The following is a 17,741-nucleotide window of genomic DNA, read 5'->3' on the forward strand; positions in this document are numbered from 1 at the left end:
GATTTTTGTTTTAAAGCCATCCCATTAATTATTAACACTTTGTAGCGAAAACAAACGTTTCCCCGTTTTAGTATAAAATCGTAAACAGCTATGAAAAAATTTCTAATTATCCTCTCTGCAATTTTTATCGTTGGACTGGGTTGTAAAAAAGAGAATATTGGCGGCGGCGGATTGTGTGCCTGTTCTGTACTGCCGGGTCCGAGCCTAATGTTGGTGATTAAAAACAGCAGTGACGTTGATCTGCTTAGCCCTACCAGTACAGGTTATTTTGAGAAGGCAAAAATCCAGCTTTATTCAAAAGATGCCAACAATGTGATTAAACAACTCAACTTTGATATTAAACAACCTTTTACTTATACCAACGATGCTAAAATTACCTATTATCAGTTAGTTTCTTATGAAATAACACGCTTGTCAAAAAGTATCGACAATACCTTTTATCTTAAACTGGGTGATGCTAAAGTGTATGAGCTTAATTTAAAAGTAGGCAACAATTCTATTGATAAACTATTAATCGATAAAATAGAAGCCGTTAAAGAACTTCCTAACGCGACCGGCTTACCGCTGAACAATATTTATAGATTAAAAATTTAATTGCCCTTAGCTAATTGGCCCTTCAGCAAAAAATCCCGATCATAGATCGGGATTTTTATGTTTTAGTTTTTTGATGCTGGCCTGTTTTTAATCTGGCTTGGTTTTAACCAAATTTTTGCACCTTTGGCATTTACATAATATTTTTCGTTCTTTCCGTTAATATAAACATCAGAACCATCGGGTGCCATTTTACCTTTCCAGGTTTTATCTGCTATTTTCGAGCTGCCTTTCACCGCTACTTCGGCCGTTTTATTGCCTACTGATTTAGCCCCTTTACTAATGGCTTTGCCGGTATGGTCTAATGCCTTACCTACTTCAGTTTTTTTCTTTTCCTGAGCATTTAAATTTAAGGCAACACCCCCAAACAAGGCAAGCGTTAATAAGCCCGTTACAAGTTTCTTTTTCATGACAGTAAATTTTATTTAGAGCATAACAGTTAATGGTTAGATTTGTTTTATTTCTGTTACACTAATAAAGATAAAGAATATATTTTTTTAAGCATATAAAGTATACAGCAAAAAGAAAGACAATCTGTACAAAACATACTGAAAATACTTACATCAAGGCTTAATTGTTTTTTGGAGCACAGGGGCAGTCACAACTATCAGAATCTGTTCCCGTTCTTCGCTATATCCTTTCGCTGCGCTTCAGGGATGCCGCTGCGCCCGGGGCTAAAAACGCAGTTACTGCAAAGAACAAAATGAAAAAGGCATAATAATGGGTAAGTGATGGCCCGTTTCTTCTACTGCCCTGTGTAAAATAAACCTTATTGAAGCGGTTATACTTTTTGGTGCACAAACAAAAATCTTTTCACAGCCCTTCACAAAAAGATAGAAGCGGAAAGAAGGACTACCCGAACCGACAGGCAGTAAACCTGCTTTAATAAAAAATTAATTCTTTTTGAAACGTAGAGGGCTGTCACAATTAGTAAAGCCTGCCGGCTGCTGCGTTATATCTCTAGCTTAGCTTCTCAGCTAATAGTTTCATTTCTATCTGTGGCGAACGTTTCTCGTAAATGATGCTGTGCACGGCTTTGCAAATTGGCATATCAACGTTATATTCCTGATTTTTAAGATGCATACATTTTGCGGCATAATAACCTTCAGCAACCATATTCATTTCGAGCTGGGCCGATTTTACGGTATAACCTTTCCCTACCATGTTGCCAAAAGTACGGTTGCGGCTAAATTGCGAATAAGCGGTAACCAGCAAATCGCCCAGGTAGGCCGATTCTTTAATATCCCTATCAATAGGATGCACCACATCTACAAAGCGTTTGATTTCGCGTATGGCATTGCTAATCAGTACCGCCTGAAAATTATCGCCATAACCCAAACCGTGGCAAATACCGCTGGCAACCGCATAAATATTCTTTAAAACCGCAGCATATTCTGTTCCAAAAATATCGTCAGAAACATTGGTTTTAATGTATCGGGTATTTAAAATCGAAGCAAATACCGATGCCTTTTCTATATCGGTACAGGCAATGGTTAGGTAAGACAATTTCTCTAAAGCCACCTCTTCAGCATGGCAAGGGCCACTTACCACCAGAATATCGTGGTAGGGGATATTGTAGTTTTTGTGCAAAAATTCGCCTATAATCAGGTTATTTTCAGGTACAATTCCCTTAATGGCAGATACAATCTTCTTTCCTTTTAAATCTTCAGGAGTAATAGTAGAAAGGGTTTCTTTTAAAAATGCAGCCGGCACGTTTAAAATAACAAAATCAGCTGATTTTATAATTGCAACAATATCAGAGGAGATATTGTCCTGATCGAGCTTTAACTCAACAGAACTGAGGTAATGCGGATTGTGTTTAAATTTTTTAATGTGTTCAATGGCTGTTTCATTACGCATCCACCAAAAAATCTCTTTATCAGATAAATTATCTGCAAGCATTTTTACAATGGCAGTCGCCCAGCTCCCACCCCCTATCATTGCTATTTTAGGTACCATGTTTATAAAAAAGGTTAAAGGTAAAAGGTGTAAGACCTTATTTTAAAGGCATAAGGCAAAAGGTGTAAGGCCTAAGGTTTAAGACAAATGCCTTATACCTTAAACCTTACACCCTAAACCTTAGGAATACACCTTAAACAACGCAAGTTACTATTTCTTGCGATTAATTATAAACTACTTCTTAGCGTCTTTGTTAAACAACTGGTCCTTAGATGTTTTTTCTACGATCATTCCATCCTTCAATTTATTCTGAATGGCAGAATACGGACCGGTTACAATTTCATTGCCGGCTTTAACACCCGATTTTACAATGATAAACTGATCGTTCTGGATACCTGTGGTTACTTCTGTCTTTTTAACCTTTTTGGTTTTAGCATCGTAAGCATAAACATATTGCTTCACCTTTTTATCAGTCAGCTTTGATTTTTGTTTATCAGTATTTTCCTGGTTGCCCTGGTTTTCGCCAGATTTTCCACTGTCAGTAAATACAGACTGGATTGGGATGGCCAAACCTGTTACTGATTCGCTTTCAATATCAACCGTAGCCGACATTCCAGGACGGAAGATAGATCGCTGTTTACCTTCCATTTCTTCACTGATCCTGATTTTTACAGAGAAATTGGTTACCTGATCTACGGAGGTAGATACTGCAGTACCCACTGCGGTTGATGAACTTGCAATTTCGGTTACTACCCCTTTGAACTTTTTATCAGAGAAGGCATCTACCTCGATCGAAGCTTTATCACCTACTTTAACTCGGGTAATATCGTTTTCGTTCACATCAACGTTAACTTCCATTGATGACAGGTTAGAGATACGCATAATTTCGGTACCTGCCATTTGCGAAGTTCCTAAAATACGGTCGCCCAATTCGATTGATAGTTTAGAAACAACACCATCAACCGGCGCATAAATTGTTGTTTTGGCTAAGTTAGCACCTGCTTCTTTCACATTTGCGCCTGTTTGCTCCAAAGTAAACTTAGCACCGGTTACATTTTCTTTTGCACTGGCCAAATTGGCTTTAGCGGTTAAAAACGCTGCTTTAGCCGAATCGAACTCTGAAGCTGAAATTACCTTTTTATTGAAAAGCTCGACATTACGTTTATACGTAGCTTCGGCATTTACAAAGTTTGCCTGGTTTTGGGCAAGTTGCTGTTGTGCCGCAGCCACACTCGCTTTCTGTGCATTAAAGGTAGCCACTGTTCTTTCGTAACCCGATTGCAATACATCCGGACGTACTTTACAAAGCAATTGGCCTGCCTTAACAATATCGCCTTCCTTTACTTTTAATTCTACCACCTCGCCCGATACCTCCGAACTTAATTTAACCTCGGTTTCTGGCTGGATTTTACCACTGGCCGTAACTGTTTCCACAACAGTTTTATCTGATGCTTTTTCTGTAGTTACCTTTTCAGTTTTATCGCCTCCAATTACACCAGCGAGTTTCAGTATAACCAGGAGCGCTATAATCGCAACTACGGTAATAATAATATGCTTCAGTTTCATAATTTATGTATTGTATTTCGTTTGTTTAATTTGTCAAGGTTAAACCGGGTAAAGTTGTAAGGTTTTATTATTTAATTCACCTTGCTTTCAGTTTTGATCTTAAAAAACAATCTGTTTGCCTAAATAATAATCAATTACTTTGGCGCGGAACAGTAAATCGTATTTTGCTAAGATAAAATCTATTTCGGCTTTATTTCTATTGGTTTGTGCAGTACTGTAATCTAAAGAGTTTACCAGACCAACGGCATAACGTTGCTCGATTACGTAAAAAGCATCTTTTTGTGCCTGGAAAGCATTTTGGGTAGAAGAATACCTGCTTTGAGCGGCATTTAAGTCGGCAACAGCTTGATTGATTACTTTGATCAGGTTATTTTTCGAGAGTTGCTCATCTGTTTTGCGCTGCTGGAATGCTATTTTAGCCTTTCTTACATTTGACCTAGCATTAAAACCATTAAAAATTGGGATCGAAATACCCATATTAATTGATTTACCGAAGTTATCAGACAATTGACTAAAAAATGGATTATTCCCCGGGAAAGCAAACTGGTATTGATAGAACGATCCTAAACCGCCTCCAAATGTAACCCTTGGGTAATAGCTACCCCTGGCAACATCAATTGCTTTTTCTGCTGCTTTTGTATTTAAACTTGCCAATTTGATATCGGGAAAAGTGTTTAAAGCCTGGTTGTAAATATCACTTGGAACATAATTGTTCTGAATGTTGTTCAATTCGTTAACCAATGGCGGCTGCACCTTGAATGTCATTGGTGGCTGAATTTCCATTAACTGTCCTAAAGTTAAATAAGATATAGTTAACTGATTCTGCGCATTGGTCAGGTTAAGCTCAGCAGTTGCCGCTTGCGATTTGGCCTGCGAAATATCAGCTAACGTTTTGTTACCAACATCTAACAATGCCTGCTCCCTTTTTAAAGTAGAATTGGCTACATCTAATTGTTGTTGGGTAGCTTTAACCTGGTCCTGGTTATTTAAAACCTGCAGATAAGCCGTTACTACCTGCAGAATAAGATCATTTTTTACCTTCTCTACATTGGTTTGATCTGCAGCAAGCAATAATTTATTCTGCCTGATCTGGTTAAGCTGAGTTCCACCACCAAATAATAGCAAATTGGCAGAAACGCTTGGACTTAAGCTATAATTTTGAGTGTTTAGATACAAACCTGATGTTACCTGACTCCTACCCCATTGCATGGACTGATTAACAGTACCATTTACAGTGGGCAATAAAGCATTTTTAGACTGGCGCACATTTTCTTCGCTAAGTGCGGCATTAAAAGCAGCCTGTTTGATGTTTAGATTGTTTTTTAATGTGTTTTCAACCGCCTGTTGAATGCTGATCACTTCTTGAGCCTTAATTTGCTGACTAAAACTTAATGCCACTAATAACGCAGATCCGGTAATTAACTTATTCTTGGTAAACATCTTCATAATTTGTTTCAAATCTATATAAACAACTTTAATAATTTCAATCTGTTCAGGCATTTACTAACTTTGAGCCTAAATGTACCTGATCAAATCACCGCTTCTGCTTAAATGGTATTATCCATCACTGTTATGGAATAAATCCCGCACCGAAAAAGTTATTTATCTCACCTTTGACGATGGACCCATACCCAATGTTACAGATTTTGTATTAAAAACTTTAAAAGTCTTTAATGCTAAAGCTACATTTTTTTGCATTGGCGATAATATTGTTAAACACCCCGAAGTTTTTGAACGTGTAAAAGCTGATGGACATGCCATTGGCAATCACACTTTCAACCACTTAAAGGGTTGGAAAACCGATGATGAAACCTATCTCGAAAACACGCTAAAATGCCAGGAACTTACTCAAACCAATCTTTTTCGCCCACCTTACGGGAGAATTAAAAAAAGCCAGATTCGTAGCTTGGGGCTTGGAGTTTGGAACCCGGAGCTTAAAGCATCCAGCAACTCCCAACCCAGAACTCCCAACTCCCCATTGCAAATTATAATGTGGGATGTACTCAGCGGCGATTTCGACATTAATCTTTCGCCAGAAAAATGTTATCAAAATGTGATTAAACATACCGAAAATGGTTCTATAATTGTTTTTCATGATAGTTTAAAAGCATTTGACCGCCTGGCACACGCCCTTCCAAAGGTTTTAGCCCATTTTACCGAAAAGGGTTTCACTTTCGCCTCCCTTTAGCCATAGTTATGCCATAACTCATGGGGCTTACTGCAATAAGCTAAAAACAGGTTTTTAGGTCGGAAGCTAATTTCAAGCTGTTCAAAAACGGACAAGACTGTACGGAATTGAACAGTTAATCAGATACATCTTCTTCTTAATTGTAAGGATTAATACGCGTTGATTTATGATCGGTTATTAATATCAAAGCGTCAATTTAGAACAATTCTAAATTATGTAATCAACTGCTTAAATTCCATTTAAAGCTTGCTTTTTGTTATTTTTGTTCCTATCCAAAAATTCATTTTTTTGGGTTGATAACCACAAATTAATCACAAATAATAATATTCTTTTGGAAGGCGTATTTACTACGCAAAACTTCGCGAAAAAAGAATAAAATAGCAAGATGAGTATTTATAACGATTATATCCAGGAGATTGAAGAACGAAAAAATCAAGGTCTTCACCCTAAACCTATTGACAGCGCTGAATTGTTGATCGAAATTATCGATCAGATCAAAAATGTAAATAATTTTAACCGGGCAGATGCGGTTAATTTTTTCATATACAATACCCTTCCGGGTACCACAGCTGCAGCAGGCGTTAAAGCCCAATTCTTAAAAGAAATTATCGCAGGCGAAACGGTTGTTGCTGAAATTACGCCTGATTTTGCTTTCGAACTGTTATCGCACATGAAAGGTGGCCCTTCTATTAAGGTTTTATTGGATATTGCGCTGGCTGATAATGGCGATAAAGCTAAAAAAGCAGCAGATGTTCTTAAAACACAGGTTTTCTTATACGATGCGGATACTGATCGCTTAAAAGAGGCTTACATCAATGGCAATGCCATTGCAAAAGAAATATTGGAAAGTTACGCCAAGGCCGAATTTTTCACCAAATTACCGGCTGTTGCCGAAGAAATTAAGATAGTAACGTTTATTGCCGGTATTGGCGATATTTCTACCGATTTATTATCACCTGGTAACCAGGCACACTCGCGCTCCGACCGCGAATTACATGGTAAATGCATGATTACGCCGGAGGCACAACAGGCAATCAAAGACCTTCAGGCTCAACATCCTGATAAAAGTGTAATGCTGGTAGCCGAAAAGGGTACCATGGGTGTAGGTTCTTCACGTATGTCTGGTGTAAACAATGTAGCCCTTTGGACAGGTAAACAATCCAGTCCATATGTTCCTTTTGTAAACATTGCGCCAATTGTAGGTGGTACCAATGGTATTTCTCCAATTTTCTTAACCACGGTTGATGTAACCGGCGGTATTGGTATCGACCTTAAAAACTGGGTAAAGAAAACTGACGAAAACGGCAATGTTATCCGCAATGAAAACGACGAACCGGTTTTAGAAGAAGTATATTCAGTAGAAACCGGAACTGTGCTCACCATTAATACCAAAACCAAAAAGTTATATAACGGAGATCGGGAACTGATTGATATTTCGAAAGCATTAACCCCTCAAAAAATGGAGTTTATCAAAGCCGGTGGTTCTTATGCCATCGTATTTGGTAAAAAAATCCAAACATTTGCAGCCAAAACTTTAGGTATCGAAGCTCCGGTTGTATTTGCTCCGGCTAAAGAAGTTTCTATTGAAGGCCAGGGTTTAACAGCTGTAGAAAAAATATTCAACAGAAATGCAGTGGGCTTAACACCAGGTAAAGTTTTACACGCAGGTTCTGATGTTCGTGTCGAAGTCAACATTGTAGGTTCGCAGGATACTACCGGTTTAATGACCGCCCAGGAGTTAGAGGCAATGGCTGCTACGGTGATTTCGCCGATTGTTGATGGTGCTTACCAGTCAGGCTGCCACACGGCATCTGTTTGGGATAAAAAGGCACAGGCCAATATTCCTAAACTGATGAAATTCATGAATGATTTCGGGGTAATTACTGCCCGCGACCCTAAAGGTCAATATCATTCAATGACCGATGTTATTCATAAAGTATTGAACGACATTACCATTGATGAGTGGGCAATTATCATCGGTGGCGATTCACATACCCGCATGTCAAAAGGTGTGGCTTTCGGTGCCGATTCTGGTACTGTAGCATTGGCATTGGCCACCGGCGAGGCTTCAATGCCTATTCCGGAGTCGGTAAAAGTAACCTTTAAAGGTACAATGAAAGAACACATGGATTTCCGTGATGTGGTTCATGCTACACAATTGCAAATGTTGCAGCAGTTTGATGGCGAAAACGTATTCCAGGGCCGTATCATCGAGGTGCACATCGGTACTTTATTGGCTGACCAGGCCTTTACTTTCACCGATTGGACTGCAGAGATGAAAGCTAAAGCTTCTATCTGTATTTCTCAGGACGATACGTTAATCCAATCGCTTGAAATTGCCAAAAACCGTATCCAAATCATGATCGACAAAGGTATGGACAACCATAACCAGGTGCTTCAGGGACTGATCAACAAGGCAAACAAACGCATTGAGGAAATTAAAACGGGCATTAAGCCTGCCTTAACACCCGATGACAATGCTAAATACTATGCAGAAGTAGTAATTGATCTCGATCTGATTCAAGAACCTATGATTGCCGATCCGGATGTAAATAACGCTGATGTTTCTAAACGTTATACGCACGATACCATCAGGGATTTAACTTACTACGGAGGCGATAAAAAAGTAGACCTTGGTTTCGTAGGTTCTTGCATGGTACATAAAGACGATTTAAAAATCGTTTCACAAATGTTGAAAAACGTAGAACGAAATACAGGCACAGTATCATTCAAAGCGCCATTGGTTGTTGCTGCTCCTACTTACAACATCATTGATGAATTGAAAGCAGAAGGCGACTGGGAATACTTACAAAAATACTCCGGATTTGAGTTCAGCGATGCGCTACCTAAAAGCGTAGCCCGTACCGAATATGAAAACATCATGTATCTGGAACGTCCGGGTTGCAACTTGTGCATGGGTAACCAGGAGAAAGCCGCTAAAGGTGATACGGTAATGGCCACCTCTACCCGCTTATTCCAGGGGCGTGTAGTAGAAGACAGGGATGGTAAAAAAGGAGAGTCATTACTGGCCTCTACACCAGTGGTTGTTCTTTCAGCTATCTTAGGTCGTATTCCAAGTATCGAAGAATACAAAGTAGCAGTAGAAGGCATTAATTTAACCAAGTTCACCCCAATCTCTACAAAACAGTAGTAAACAAAAAAACATATTAATTGTTAAGCAATAGAAAAGGCTATCCGAGATATCAGGTAGCCTTTTCTTTTACGCAAAGAATTGGATAGAATGGTTTTAAATAACAGATTATGACAAATCTCAAAAATAACTGTGTTTAAAATTGTTTACTTTAGATAATACCTTATTGATAATAATTATAAAAAATTAAAGTATGGCTTTTGATATAGACATGATTAAAAAGGTTTATGCAAACTTTGGTAGCCGCGTTGAGGCTGCACGCAAAGTGGTAGGCAGGCCTTTAACCTTATCTGAAAAAATATTGTATGCACACCTTTGGGACGGAGATCCTAAAAAGGCATTTAAACGTGGGTCTGACTATGTTGATTTTGCACCCGATCGGGTAGCAATGCAGGATGCGACGGCGCAAATGGCTTTATTGCAGTTTATGCAAGCGGGCCGCCCTCAGGTTGCAGTTCCATCTACAGTGCATTGCGACCACTTAATTATGGCTAAAGAAGGTGCTGCGATAGATTTACCTCATGCTAAAACAGAGAGTGCCGAGGTTTTTGATTTCTTATCGTCCGTATCCAATAAATATGGTATTGGTTTCTGGAAACCTGGAGCAGGTATTATCCACCAGGTTGTTTTAGAAAACTATGCTTTTCCAGGTGGAATGATGATTGGTACCGACTCGCACACGGTAAATGCCGGTGGGTTAGGGATGCTGGCCATTGGTGTTGGCGGTGCTGATGCCTGCGATGTAATGGCTGGCTTACCATGGGAGCTTAAATTCCCTAAGTTAATCGGGGTAAAACTAACCGGTAAATTAAACGGCTGGACTGCTGCCAAAGATGTGATTCTGAAAGTTGCCGGTATTTTAACAGTAAAAGGCGGTACCGGCGCCATTGTAGAATATTTTGGCGATGGTGCTACTTCAATGAGCTGTACAGGTAAAGGCACCATTTGTAATATGGGGGCCGAAATTGGCGCAACCACATCTACCTTCGGTTATGACGAAAGTATGGAACGTTATTTACGTGCAACAAACAGAAACGAAGTGGCAGATGAGGCCAACAAAATTGCTTCGTATCTAACCGGCGACCCTGAGGTTTATGCTGATCCTGAAAGCTATTTCGATCAGGTTATCGAGATCGATTTAGATACTTTAGAACCTTATTTAAATGGCCCTTTTACACCAGATTTAGCTACTCCGGTTTCGCAAATGAAAACTGAAGCAGAAAAAAACGGCTGGCCAACAAAAGTAGAATGGGGATTAATTGGTTCTTGCACCAACTCATCTTACGAAGATTTATCGAGAGCTGCCTCCATTGCCAAACAGGCTATTGCCAAAGGTTTGGTAACGAAAGCAGAGTTTGGCATTAACCCAGGTTCTGAACAGGTACGTTATACCGCCGATCGCGATGGTTATTTAAAAACCTTCCAGGATTTAAACGCTACTATTTTTACCAACGCCTGTGGCCCATGCATTGGTATGTGGGACCGTACCGGTGCAGAAAAGGCAGAAAAAAACACCATAGTACACTCGTTTAACAGAAACTTTGCGAAACGTGCCGATGGCAATCCAAATACTTATGCTTTTGTGGCTTCGCCAGAAATGGTTGCTGCCATTGCCATTTCCGGCAATTTAGGATTTAACCCATTAACAGATACCTTAACCAACGATAAAGGTGAGCAGGTTAAATTAGACCCGCCTACCGGCTACGAATTGCCTACCAAAGGCTTCGCTGTAGAAGATGCAGGTTTCCAGGCACCGGCTGCAGATGGTTCAAAGGTACAGGTTTTGGTTTCTCCTACTTCTCACCGTTTGCAATTGTTAGATCCGTTTGCCCCATGGGAAGGTACAGATCTTAAAGGCTTAAAACTTTTAATTAAAGTTAAGGGCAAATGTACTACCGACCACATTTCGATGGCTGGTCCGTGGTTAAAATTCCGTGGGCACCTGGATAATATTTCCAATAACATGTTAATTGGTGCGGTAAACTTTTTTAACGATAAAACCGATACAATTAAAAATGAATTAACAGGTGAGTATGGACCTGTTCCGGCTACACAACGCGATTACAAAGCTGCAGGTTTAGGCTCTATTGTAGTGGGCGACGAAAACTATGGTGAGGGTTCATCACGTGAGCATGCTGCCATGGAGCCACGCCATCTGGGTGTACGTGCAGTATTGGTAAAATCTTTTGCCCGTATCCACGAAACCAACCTTAAAAAACAAGGTATGCTGGCCTTAACTTTCGCCGATAAAGATGATTATGATAAAATTTTAGAAGACGATACGATAGACATTTTAGGCTTAACTGAGTTTACTCCTGATCAACCATTAACATTGGTATTACACCATGCAGATGGTACTACTGATCAGTTCCCGGTTAATCACAGCTATAATGCACAGCAAATAGACTGGTTTAAAGCTGGTGGTGCATTAAACATCATTAGGGCTGAAGCTGCTGCAAAAGCTGCACTTCAATAGCCTGAGAGTCTGGAGTCGGAAGTCCGAAGTTTGGATGTATATTATCAATCCCGTTTTGTTGATTCAGAACGGGATTTTTTGTTTGCAAAACATAATAATAAATCTAATTTTGCCGATTAAACTAAATTAAATTAATGAAAAAACTATTTCTAGCATTTACGCTCTTAACTTTAATTAACCTCAGCTCATGCAAAAAGGATGAAACTACCAAGACTACTATTGTTGGTAAATGGCAAATAGATTCCTACGTAATTACCAATTTTGAAAACACCGGTAAAGATCAGGACGATACCAAAGGAGAAAGTCCGAGGCCAACTTTGGAATTTAAGGAAGATGGTAATTTACATGCCATTTTTTATTTTAAAGACCCTTTCAGCAATAATCAAAACACAATAGAGGATGTTAAGGTAAAATATACCGTAAATGGGGACAAATTAAACCTGAGCGGAAATTTGGCTTTTAATCATAACAGCTTTACCTTTTCTATATCAAATAACATATTGATCATGAAAAGGACTGATGTCTCCAGTATCGGGAATTCGGGAACGTACACGGAAAATACAACCGTTACCGCAACCAGAATACAGTAATTTCCTTAAAAGATTATAACGTGTAAATTCCGTTTTGTTTATTCAGAACGGGATTTTTTGTTTCAGATAAATTTAAGATTTCTTTTTTTGGAAAGCAGGTTTATCGCTGTCGGTTCCGGCAGTCCTTCTTTCCGCTTCTATCATTTTGTGATCGTTAGTAGAATACGTTTGTTTGTGCACCAAAAAGTATAACCGCTTCAATAAGGTTTATTCCACAAGGGCAGTAAAAGGAACGACCTGGCGCTTTGCCTGTTATGATGCGTTTTGTGCTTTGCAGTAACAGCGTTTTTAGCCCCGGGCGAATCGGCATCCCTGAAGCGCAGCGAAAGGATATAGTGGAGAACGGGAACCAGCTTTAATAGTTGTGACTGTCCATGCGCTCCAAAAAATACTAATCAATCTACCAATTGATAACGTCATCGTAACAATGATGGCACTTACTACCTTTATTAGGCTAGTAAATATTAAAAATGCAAGTATAGTTGCCCAAATACCGCAATGCATATTATCAACTAACTCTTCAGGAACTCTTTCCACCAATACCCTGAATCTTTAATGGTACGTTCCTGCGTTTTAAAGTCATTATAGATCAGGCCAAACCTGGCTGTAAACCCTTCCGCCCATTCGAAATTATCCATTAATGTCCAGGCCATATAGCCGGTAATATTCACCCCTTCAATTTTTAGTTTTAGCAGAGCATTCAGGTAAAGTTTAAAATATTCGATCCGTTCGGTATCTTCTATTTTGCCATCAATTAATTTATCGTGGTAAGCGGCACCATTTTCGGTAATGATAATATTTTTGATATTAGGATAGGCTGCAAACTGTTTTACAATATTATAAAAGCTATCGGCATTAATCTCCCAGCCCATGGCTGTATGTGGTTTTTTCCTGCTTTTGGCTTTTACCTCCCAGGCCTGAACTACCGGGATAAAAGCATTGTATTTTACCGTCAATGGAAAATAATTTTGCAGGCCGATAAAATCGAAGTCGAATTTCATTCTGTCCTGCAATCGCCAGGTACCATATTCGATCTGAAATTTTTCTAATACATCCCAGTCTGCTGTTGGAAAACCTAAACCCAATGTAGGCTCTACAAACAAACGGTTCATTAAACAATCAATCCGCTTTGCAGCCAGTATATCACTGTCGCTTTGCGTGTAAGGAAGTATTTCGGAGCAGGAATAAGTAGTCCCGATATTAGCCTTGGCTACTTCAGCACGCAAAATCTTACCCCCCTCGGCCTGCGCTAAAGCTGTATGCAAAACCGCAGGAAAGAAATTGCTTAAACCAGTTTTACCCGGTGCATGCACGCCAAGCATATAACCTAAAGAAGTATAACCAAAAGGTTCGTTCAATACAATCCAGTTTTTCACTTTATCGCCGTATTCCAGCGCACAGATACTTACAAAAGCATTAAAAGCAGCATTGATGCTAAAGCTGGTCCAGCCCCCTTCGTCTTCAAGTGCCTGAGGCAAATCCCAATGGTAAAGGGTAACATAAGGGGTTATGCCCTGGGTAAGGCATTCATCGATGAGGTTATGATAAAAACGGACGCCTTCCTGATTTACCTCTCCCCTTCCCTGTGGCAATATCCTCGACCAGGCAATAGAGAACCTGAACACTTTAAAGCCAAGTAGCTTTACCAGCGCAACGTCTTCTGTATACCGGTGATAAAAATCGCAGGCAGGATCTAATTTGTGGTTCTTCTTTATTTTGCCGTTTTTAGCCGTAAAAGTATCCCAAATGGAAGGGCCTTTTCCATACTGGCTTGCTGTTCCTTCTATCTGAGCTGCAGCTGTAGCCACCCCCCACAAAAAATCCCGACCAAAATCGCTTGCATTAATCATTGTTTACCAATTAATTGCCATAAGTTGCAAGTTTAATATTAACAAATCATTAAGCTATAAATTTTATGTTAAAGATTCGGCCATTTTTAAAAAGAAGATTAAATATTAACCTTTGATGGTACTAAACAATTTAAAAATCAGTTGAAATCGCAAAGAAAACAGGCCTTAATGACTTTTACTATTTTAGCTGGCTTTTCTCGAACGTGATGGGAACCTCACCTAAACAGTATCGTCATAACCAGCTTAATTGATCTTATAAATTAAGCTAAACTAAGCCCAATCTGCTTCAGTAAAATAGCAGCATTAAAGGTTTTGCACGGGCCTTGTTTTAGCAGGTAATCAAATTTCATTTCGCCATCGGTAATCTGGATATCGAAATGAAAGTTGCGAACCGTTTCAGGATGATCAATAATCAGATCGGCCAGCTGCAGATCGTGGGTAGCAAAAAGTGCAGGTGTTTTTTCTGCAATCAGTTTTTCTATAAATACTTTCGATCCGAGATATTTATCCCTGCTATTGGTACCACGGAGCATCTCATCAATCAGTACAAAAGCATCGTCATCTTTCACTACATTGTCCAAAATCATTTTCAGTCGGTTTAATTCGGCTTTAAAAGTAGAGGTGCTTTCATTCAGAGAGTCTTTTATTCTCATATAGGTATTGATCGAAAAAACCGATAACTGCATGCTCCTGGCACAAACGGGTGCACCGGCATATGCCAATACCATGTTAATACCTAAAGTACGTAAAAAGGTACTTTTACCCGCCATATTAGAGCCGGTTACGATATCGACAGTTGGGTTATGGGTTAATTGAAAATCATTATCCACCCTAAGCTCAGGCCGGATGAGTGGATGGCCAAGCTGTTCGGTCTTTAACGTAAACTGATCGGTTACTATTGGGAAAACCCAATCAGACTGATTATAGGCAACCGTAGCCAGCGAAATTAATTCCTCAAAATCGCCCAGATGGTTTAGTGCGGCAATTACATCCTTGGAGGAAGATTTGTACCAGGTATCGAGATTTATGCAACACTTTAAATCCCACAGCAACAATGCATTCAATATTCCCCCTACCAGGATATTCAGGCGGGCATCAAAGTTTTGGATAATTTTGGACAGGCTTTTGATTTCCTGACTTACCGGAATACGAGAGTCAAATAAACCTAAAATATAAGCACTTTTCCAGTTTTGATTTTCCGTCCATAAAATAGCACTGGCATAACCGTTTAACAACCCTGAACTGCCGCCAAAACTATAAAATACCTTATTAATTTTTGCGCTAAGCAATACATTCCAACCCGTATGGATTACAAAAACCAGTACCAGCACTTTCCAAAAAGCAGCACTGGTTAAAATGGCAGCCAAAATTAAACCAACAGTAACAAAAGGCACCAGTTTCACATACAAACGCAAAAATTTACCTTTTACAAATTCCAGTTGTGCCCCAAGTTGCAGTTTTAGCTGCATTTTAATCTGCTCTATTTTATCGGGATCGTAACCATGCAGATTTGCCCTGAAACTATAGGTCTCCTCTATTTTGGTTATTATCTCTTTTACCGCTTCCTGCCTACTTAAAATGATATCGCGTGACGATTTCTCTGCCAGTTTTTTTGCCAGCACATCGTTCCCGTTTTTAGTACTGCAACGGTTTAAAAGGGCAAATAAAGATGCTCTCCCAAAAATATCAAGATCGGAAGTATATGGATGGGTTTCAGACTCGAATGCTGTACCGTGGTCATAACCATTTTCCTCGCCGTTTAAAACATTCCATTCATTCTGATACACCCACAACAACTGTTTTTTGTAATCAATTTCAATATCGAGCCTGCTTTGCTTACGTACCACAAAGGCAAATGCAATTACAGGCAACAATAAGGCGATCTGTATCAAAGTACGAAAGCCATCATCGGCAGATCGTACCAGTAAAATAAAGAACAAGATTTCGGTCAGGAACAACCCCACCCTTACTAATGACAGTTTGTCGATTAATTTTTTAGTCTGATTTATCCCATCAGTGACCTCTTTAATTTTTTCACCGTAACCTGATATGATCTGTGCTTGTAATTTTAACATTATATTTGAATCTCGAAATTCTAAAGATAGGCAAAATATTAAATGAAGATTACCCTGATTGCCATTGGCAAAACCGAAGATAAATATCTAATTGAGGGGATTGATAAATATATCAACCGCCTCAAACATTATATTAATTTTAGTTTTTTGGCCATACCTGATGTAAAAAACGTTAAAAACCTGAGTGAAGCACAGCAAAAAACAAAGGAGGCAGAACTCTTACATAAACAAATTAATAATGGAGATGTTGTTATTTTGTTGGATGAAAAAGGAAAAAAATATTCATCTGTAGAATTTTCAAACTACCTGAATAAACAGATGGTGGGTAGTGTGCAGCATTTAATTTTTATCATTGGCGGCCCTTACGGATTCGACGAAAGTATTTACAAGCGGGCAAACGGGTTAATTTCGCTATCAGATATGACTTTCTCACACCAGATGATCAGGTTGTTTTTTGTAGAACAGCTTTACAGGGGATTTAGTATTTTGAGGGGAGAACCTTACCATCATGCATAAGCAACGGAAAAATGGCTTAAGGAAGATGGATAACGTAAATTGTAGGGACTTGGATATGGAAAAAGGGAATAAAAATCATCATTAAATAAAAGAAACGATGTTACTAGATAAATATAAAAGGGAATACAGATACAAAAGCGATCAAAATCGCAACAATAAATACTTATGGATCAGCATTATTGTTTCTTTGGTGATTGTTGCGCTGCTTTGGTATTTTTTCGATTAAACCCCATAAAAAAACACCAGACCCATGGCCTGGTGTTCCTTATATTAATTAAACAAAGCTTAAACGCCTTTTTTACTTGTCATGCTTGCTTTTTTAGCAGGGGCCGAAGTTTTAGTCGTTGCTTTTGCGCTGGCTGTTGCCTTAGCGCCTGCAGCTTTTACTTTTTTATCAGCTGTTTTTTCTTCAGCTAATTTAACCTCTGCAGCTGTTCCTGGTGTTTCAGGAGCTTCTTCTGTAAACAAAGGAAGATCTTTAAGGAGATTATACCAGGTAATGATTTTTTTCATATCCGAAGCATAAACTTTTTCCTGATCGTGATTTGGAGCTACTTCCAGGAAATAAGCACGTAAATCGCCCTTTAAATCAGGGGTAGATCCTTTTGCAGAAATTTTAGCAAAAATATCAGCCAATTTGATTTCTTCATCTTCACCATATACAGTAATATCTTCTAACGAAGCTAGTTTTGTATTGGTAATATTGGCTACAATTTTAGTTTTTTGGGCATCCAGGCTCTCTAAAATATAACCTACTTTATTTTGCCCAACCAGTTTAAACAAACCTGGCCTGCCGGATACGGCAACAATTCCTCTTAAATTCATATGATGTGTGTTTA

Annotated in this window: 14 protein-coding genes; 7 read left to right on the forward strand and 7 right to left on the reverse strand. The window is 39.1% G+C overall.

Translation table 11 applies throughout. The features are described from left to right. Positions 1–90: 90 nt before the first annotated feature. Positions 91–594: a hypothetical protein gene (locus ACFSR6_RS13935; RefSeq protein ID WP_379079911.1), complete on the forward strand. Its 504-nt coding sequence runs from the start codon at positions 91–93 to the stop codon at positions 592–594. 62 nt (positions 595–656) lie between these two features. Here the strand turns inward: ACFSR6_RS13935 and ACFSR6_RS13940 are convergent, their stop codons facing one another. The 4 genes from ACFSR6_RS13940 to ACFSR6_RS13955 all read right to left on the reverse strand — a co-directional run bounded on the left by ACFSR6_RS13940 (position 657) and on the right by ACFSR6_RS13955 (position 5,556). Further along, complete coding sequence (locus ACFSR6_RS13940; RefSeq protein ID WP_379079912.1) at positions 657–1,001, reverse strand: hypothetical protein; 345 nt, start codon at positions 999–1,001, stop codon at positions 657–659. A gap of 550 nt (positions 1,002–1,551) precedes the next feature. Further along, the gene (locus tag ACFSR6_RS13945; protein ID WP_379079914.1) at positions 1,552–2,550 is read right to left on the reverse strand and encodes an NAD(P)H-dependent glycerol-3-phosphate dehydrogenase; all 999 of its coding nucleotides are present in this window, start codon (positions 2,548–2,550) and stop codon (positions 1,552–1,554) included. Between the two features lie 174 nt (positions 2,551–2,724). Next, positions 2,725–4,056 (reverse strand): efflux RND transporter periplasmic adaptor subunit, encoded by a 1,332-nt coding sequence (locus ACFSR6_RS13950; protein ID WP_379079916.1) that lies wholly within the window; start codon positions 4,054–4,056, stop codon positions 2,725–2,727. Between the two features lie 99 nt (positions 4,057–4,155). Then, a complete protein-coding gene (locus tag ACFSR6_RS13955; protein ID WP_379079918.1) occupies positions 4,156–5,556 on the reverse strand; it encodes a TolC family protein in 1,401 nt (466 codons plus the stop codon). Positions 5,557–5,575: 19 nt separating this feature from the next. Between ACFSR6_RS13955 and ACFSR6_RS13960 the strand changes: the two genes are divergently transcribed. From ACFSR6_RS13960 to ACFSR6_RS13975, 4 genes are all read left to right on the forward strand, one after another. Beyond that, a complete protein-coding gene (locus ACFSR6_RS13960; RefSeq protein WP_379079919.1) occupies positions 5,576–6,244 on the forward strand; it encodes a polysaccharide deacetylase family protein in 669 nt (222 codons plus the stop codon). Positions 6,245–6,629: 385 nt separating this feature from the next. After that, positions 6,630–9,395, forward strand: a complete 2,766-nt coding sequence (locus tag ACFSR6_RS13965) for a bifunctional aconitate hydratase 2/2-methylisocitrate dehydratase (protein WP_379079921.1) — start codon at positions 6,630–6,632, stop codon at positions 9,393–9,395. Positions 9,396–9,588: 193 nt separating this feature from the next. Further along, entirely contained in the window at positions 9,589–11,871 is a 2,283-nt protein-coding gene (locus ACFSR6_RS13970; protein WP_379079923.1) for an aconitate hydratase, read from the forward strand. A 134-nt stretch (positions 11,872–12,005) separates the two neighbouring features. Then, positions 12,006–12,461, forward strand: a complete 456-nt coding sequence (locus ACFSR6_RS13975) for a lipocalin family protein (protein WP_183768107.1) — start codon at positions 12,006–12,008, stop codon at positions 12,459–12,461. 512 nt (positions 12,462–12,973) lie between these two features. Here ACFSR6_RS13975 and ACFSR6_RS13980 read toward each other — a convergent pair. Then, on the reverse strand, positions 12,974–14,311 hold the full coding sequence (locus ACFSR6_RS13980; RefSeq protein ID WP_379079925.1) for a GH1 family beta-glucosidase: 1,338 nt from the start codon (positions 14,309–14,311) through the stop codon (positions 12,974–12,976). Between the two features lie 146 nt (positions 14,312–14,457). Here ACFSR6_RS13980 and ACFSR6_RS13985 point away from each other — a divergent pair, with 146 nt between their 5' ends. Continuing rightward, entirely contained in the window at positions 14,458–14,562 is a 105-nt protein-coding gene (locus ACFSR6_RS13985) for a hypothetical protein (protein WP_379080055.1), read from the forward strand. A gap of 9 nt (positions 14,563–14,571) precedes the next feature. Here ACFSR6_RS13985 and ACFSR6_RS13990 read toward each other — a convergent pair whose 3' ends face one another. Beyond that, the gene (locus ACFSR6_RS13990; protein ID WP_379079927.1) at positions 14,572–16,386 is read right to left on the reverse strand and encodes a MutS-related protein; all 1,815 of its coding nucleotides are present in this window, start codon (positions 16,384–16,386) and stop codon (positions 14,572–14,574) included. A 42-nt stretch (positions 16,387–16,428) separates the two neighbouring features. Between ACFSR6_RS13990 and rlmH the strand changes: the two genes are divergently transcribed. Further along, on the forward strand, positions 16,429–16,902 hold the full coding sequence (gene rlmH, locus ACFSR6_RS13995; protein ID WP_379079929.1) for a 23S rRNA (pseudouridine(1915)-N(3))-methyltransferase RlmH: 474 nt from the start codon (positions 16,429–16,431) through the stop codon (positions 16,900–16,902). A gap of 285 nt (positions 16,903–17,187) precedes the next feature. Here rlmH and ACFSR6_RS14000 read toward each other — a convergent pair whose 3' ends face one another. Then, a complete protein-coding gene (locus ACFSR6_RS14000; protein WP_379079931.1) occupies positions 17,188–17,727 on the reverse strand; it encodes a DUF5606 family protein in 540 nt (179 codons plus the stop codon). Positions 17,728–17,741: the final 14 nt, after the last annotated feature.

Origin of the sequence: Pedobacter vanadiisoli, from assembly GCF_042684385.1 — a bacterium.
In the GTDB taxonomy this organism is placed as follows: domain Bacteria; phylum Bacteroidota; class Bacteroidia; order Sphingobacteriales; family Sphingobacteriaceae; genus Pedobacter; species Pedobacter vanadiisoli.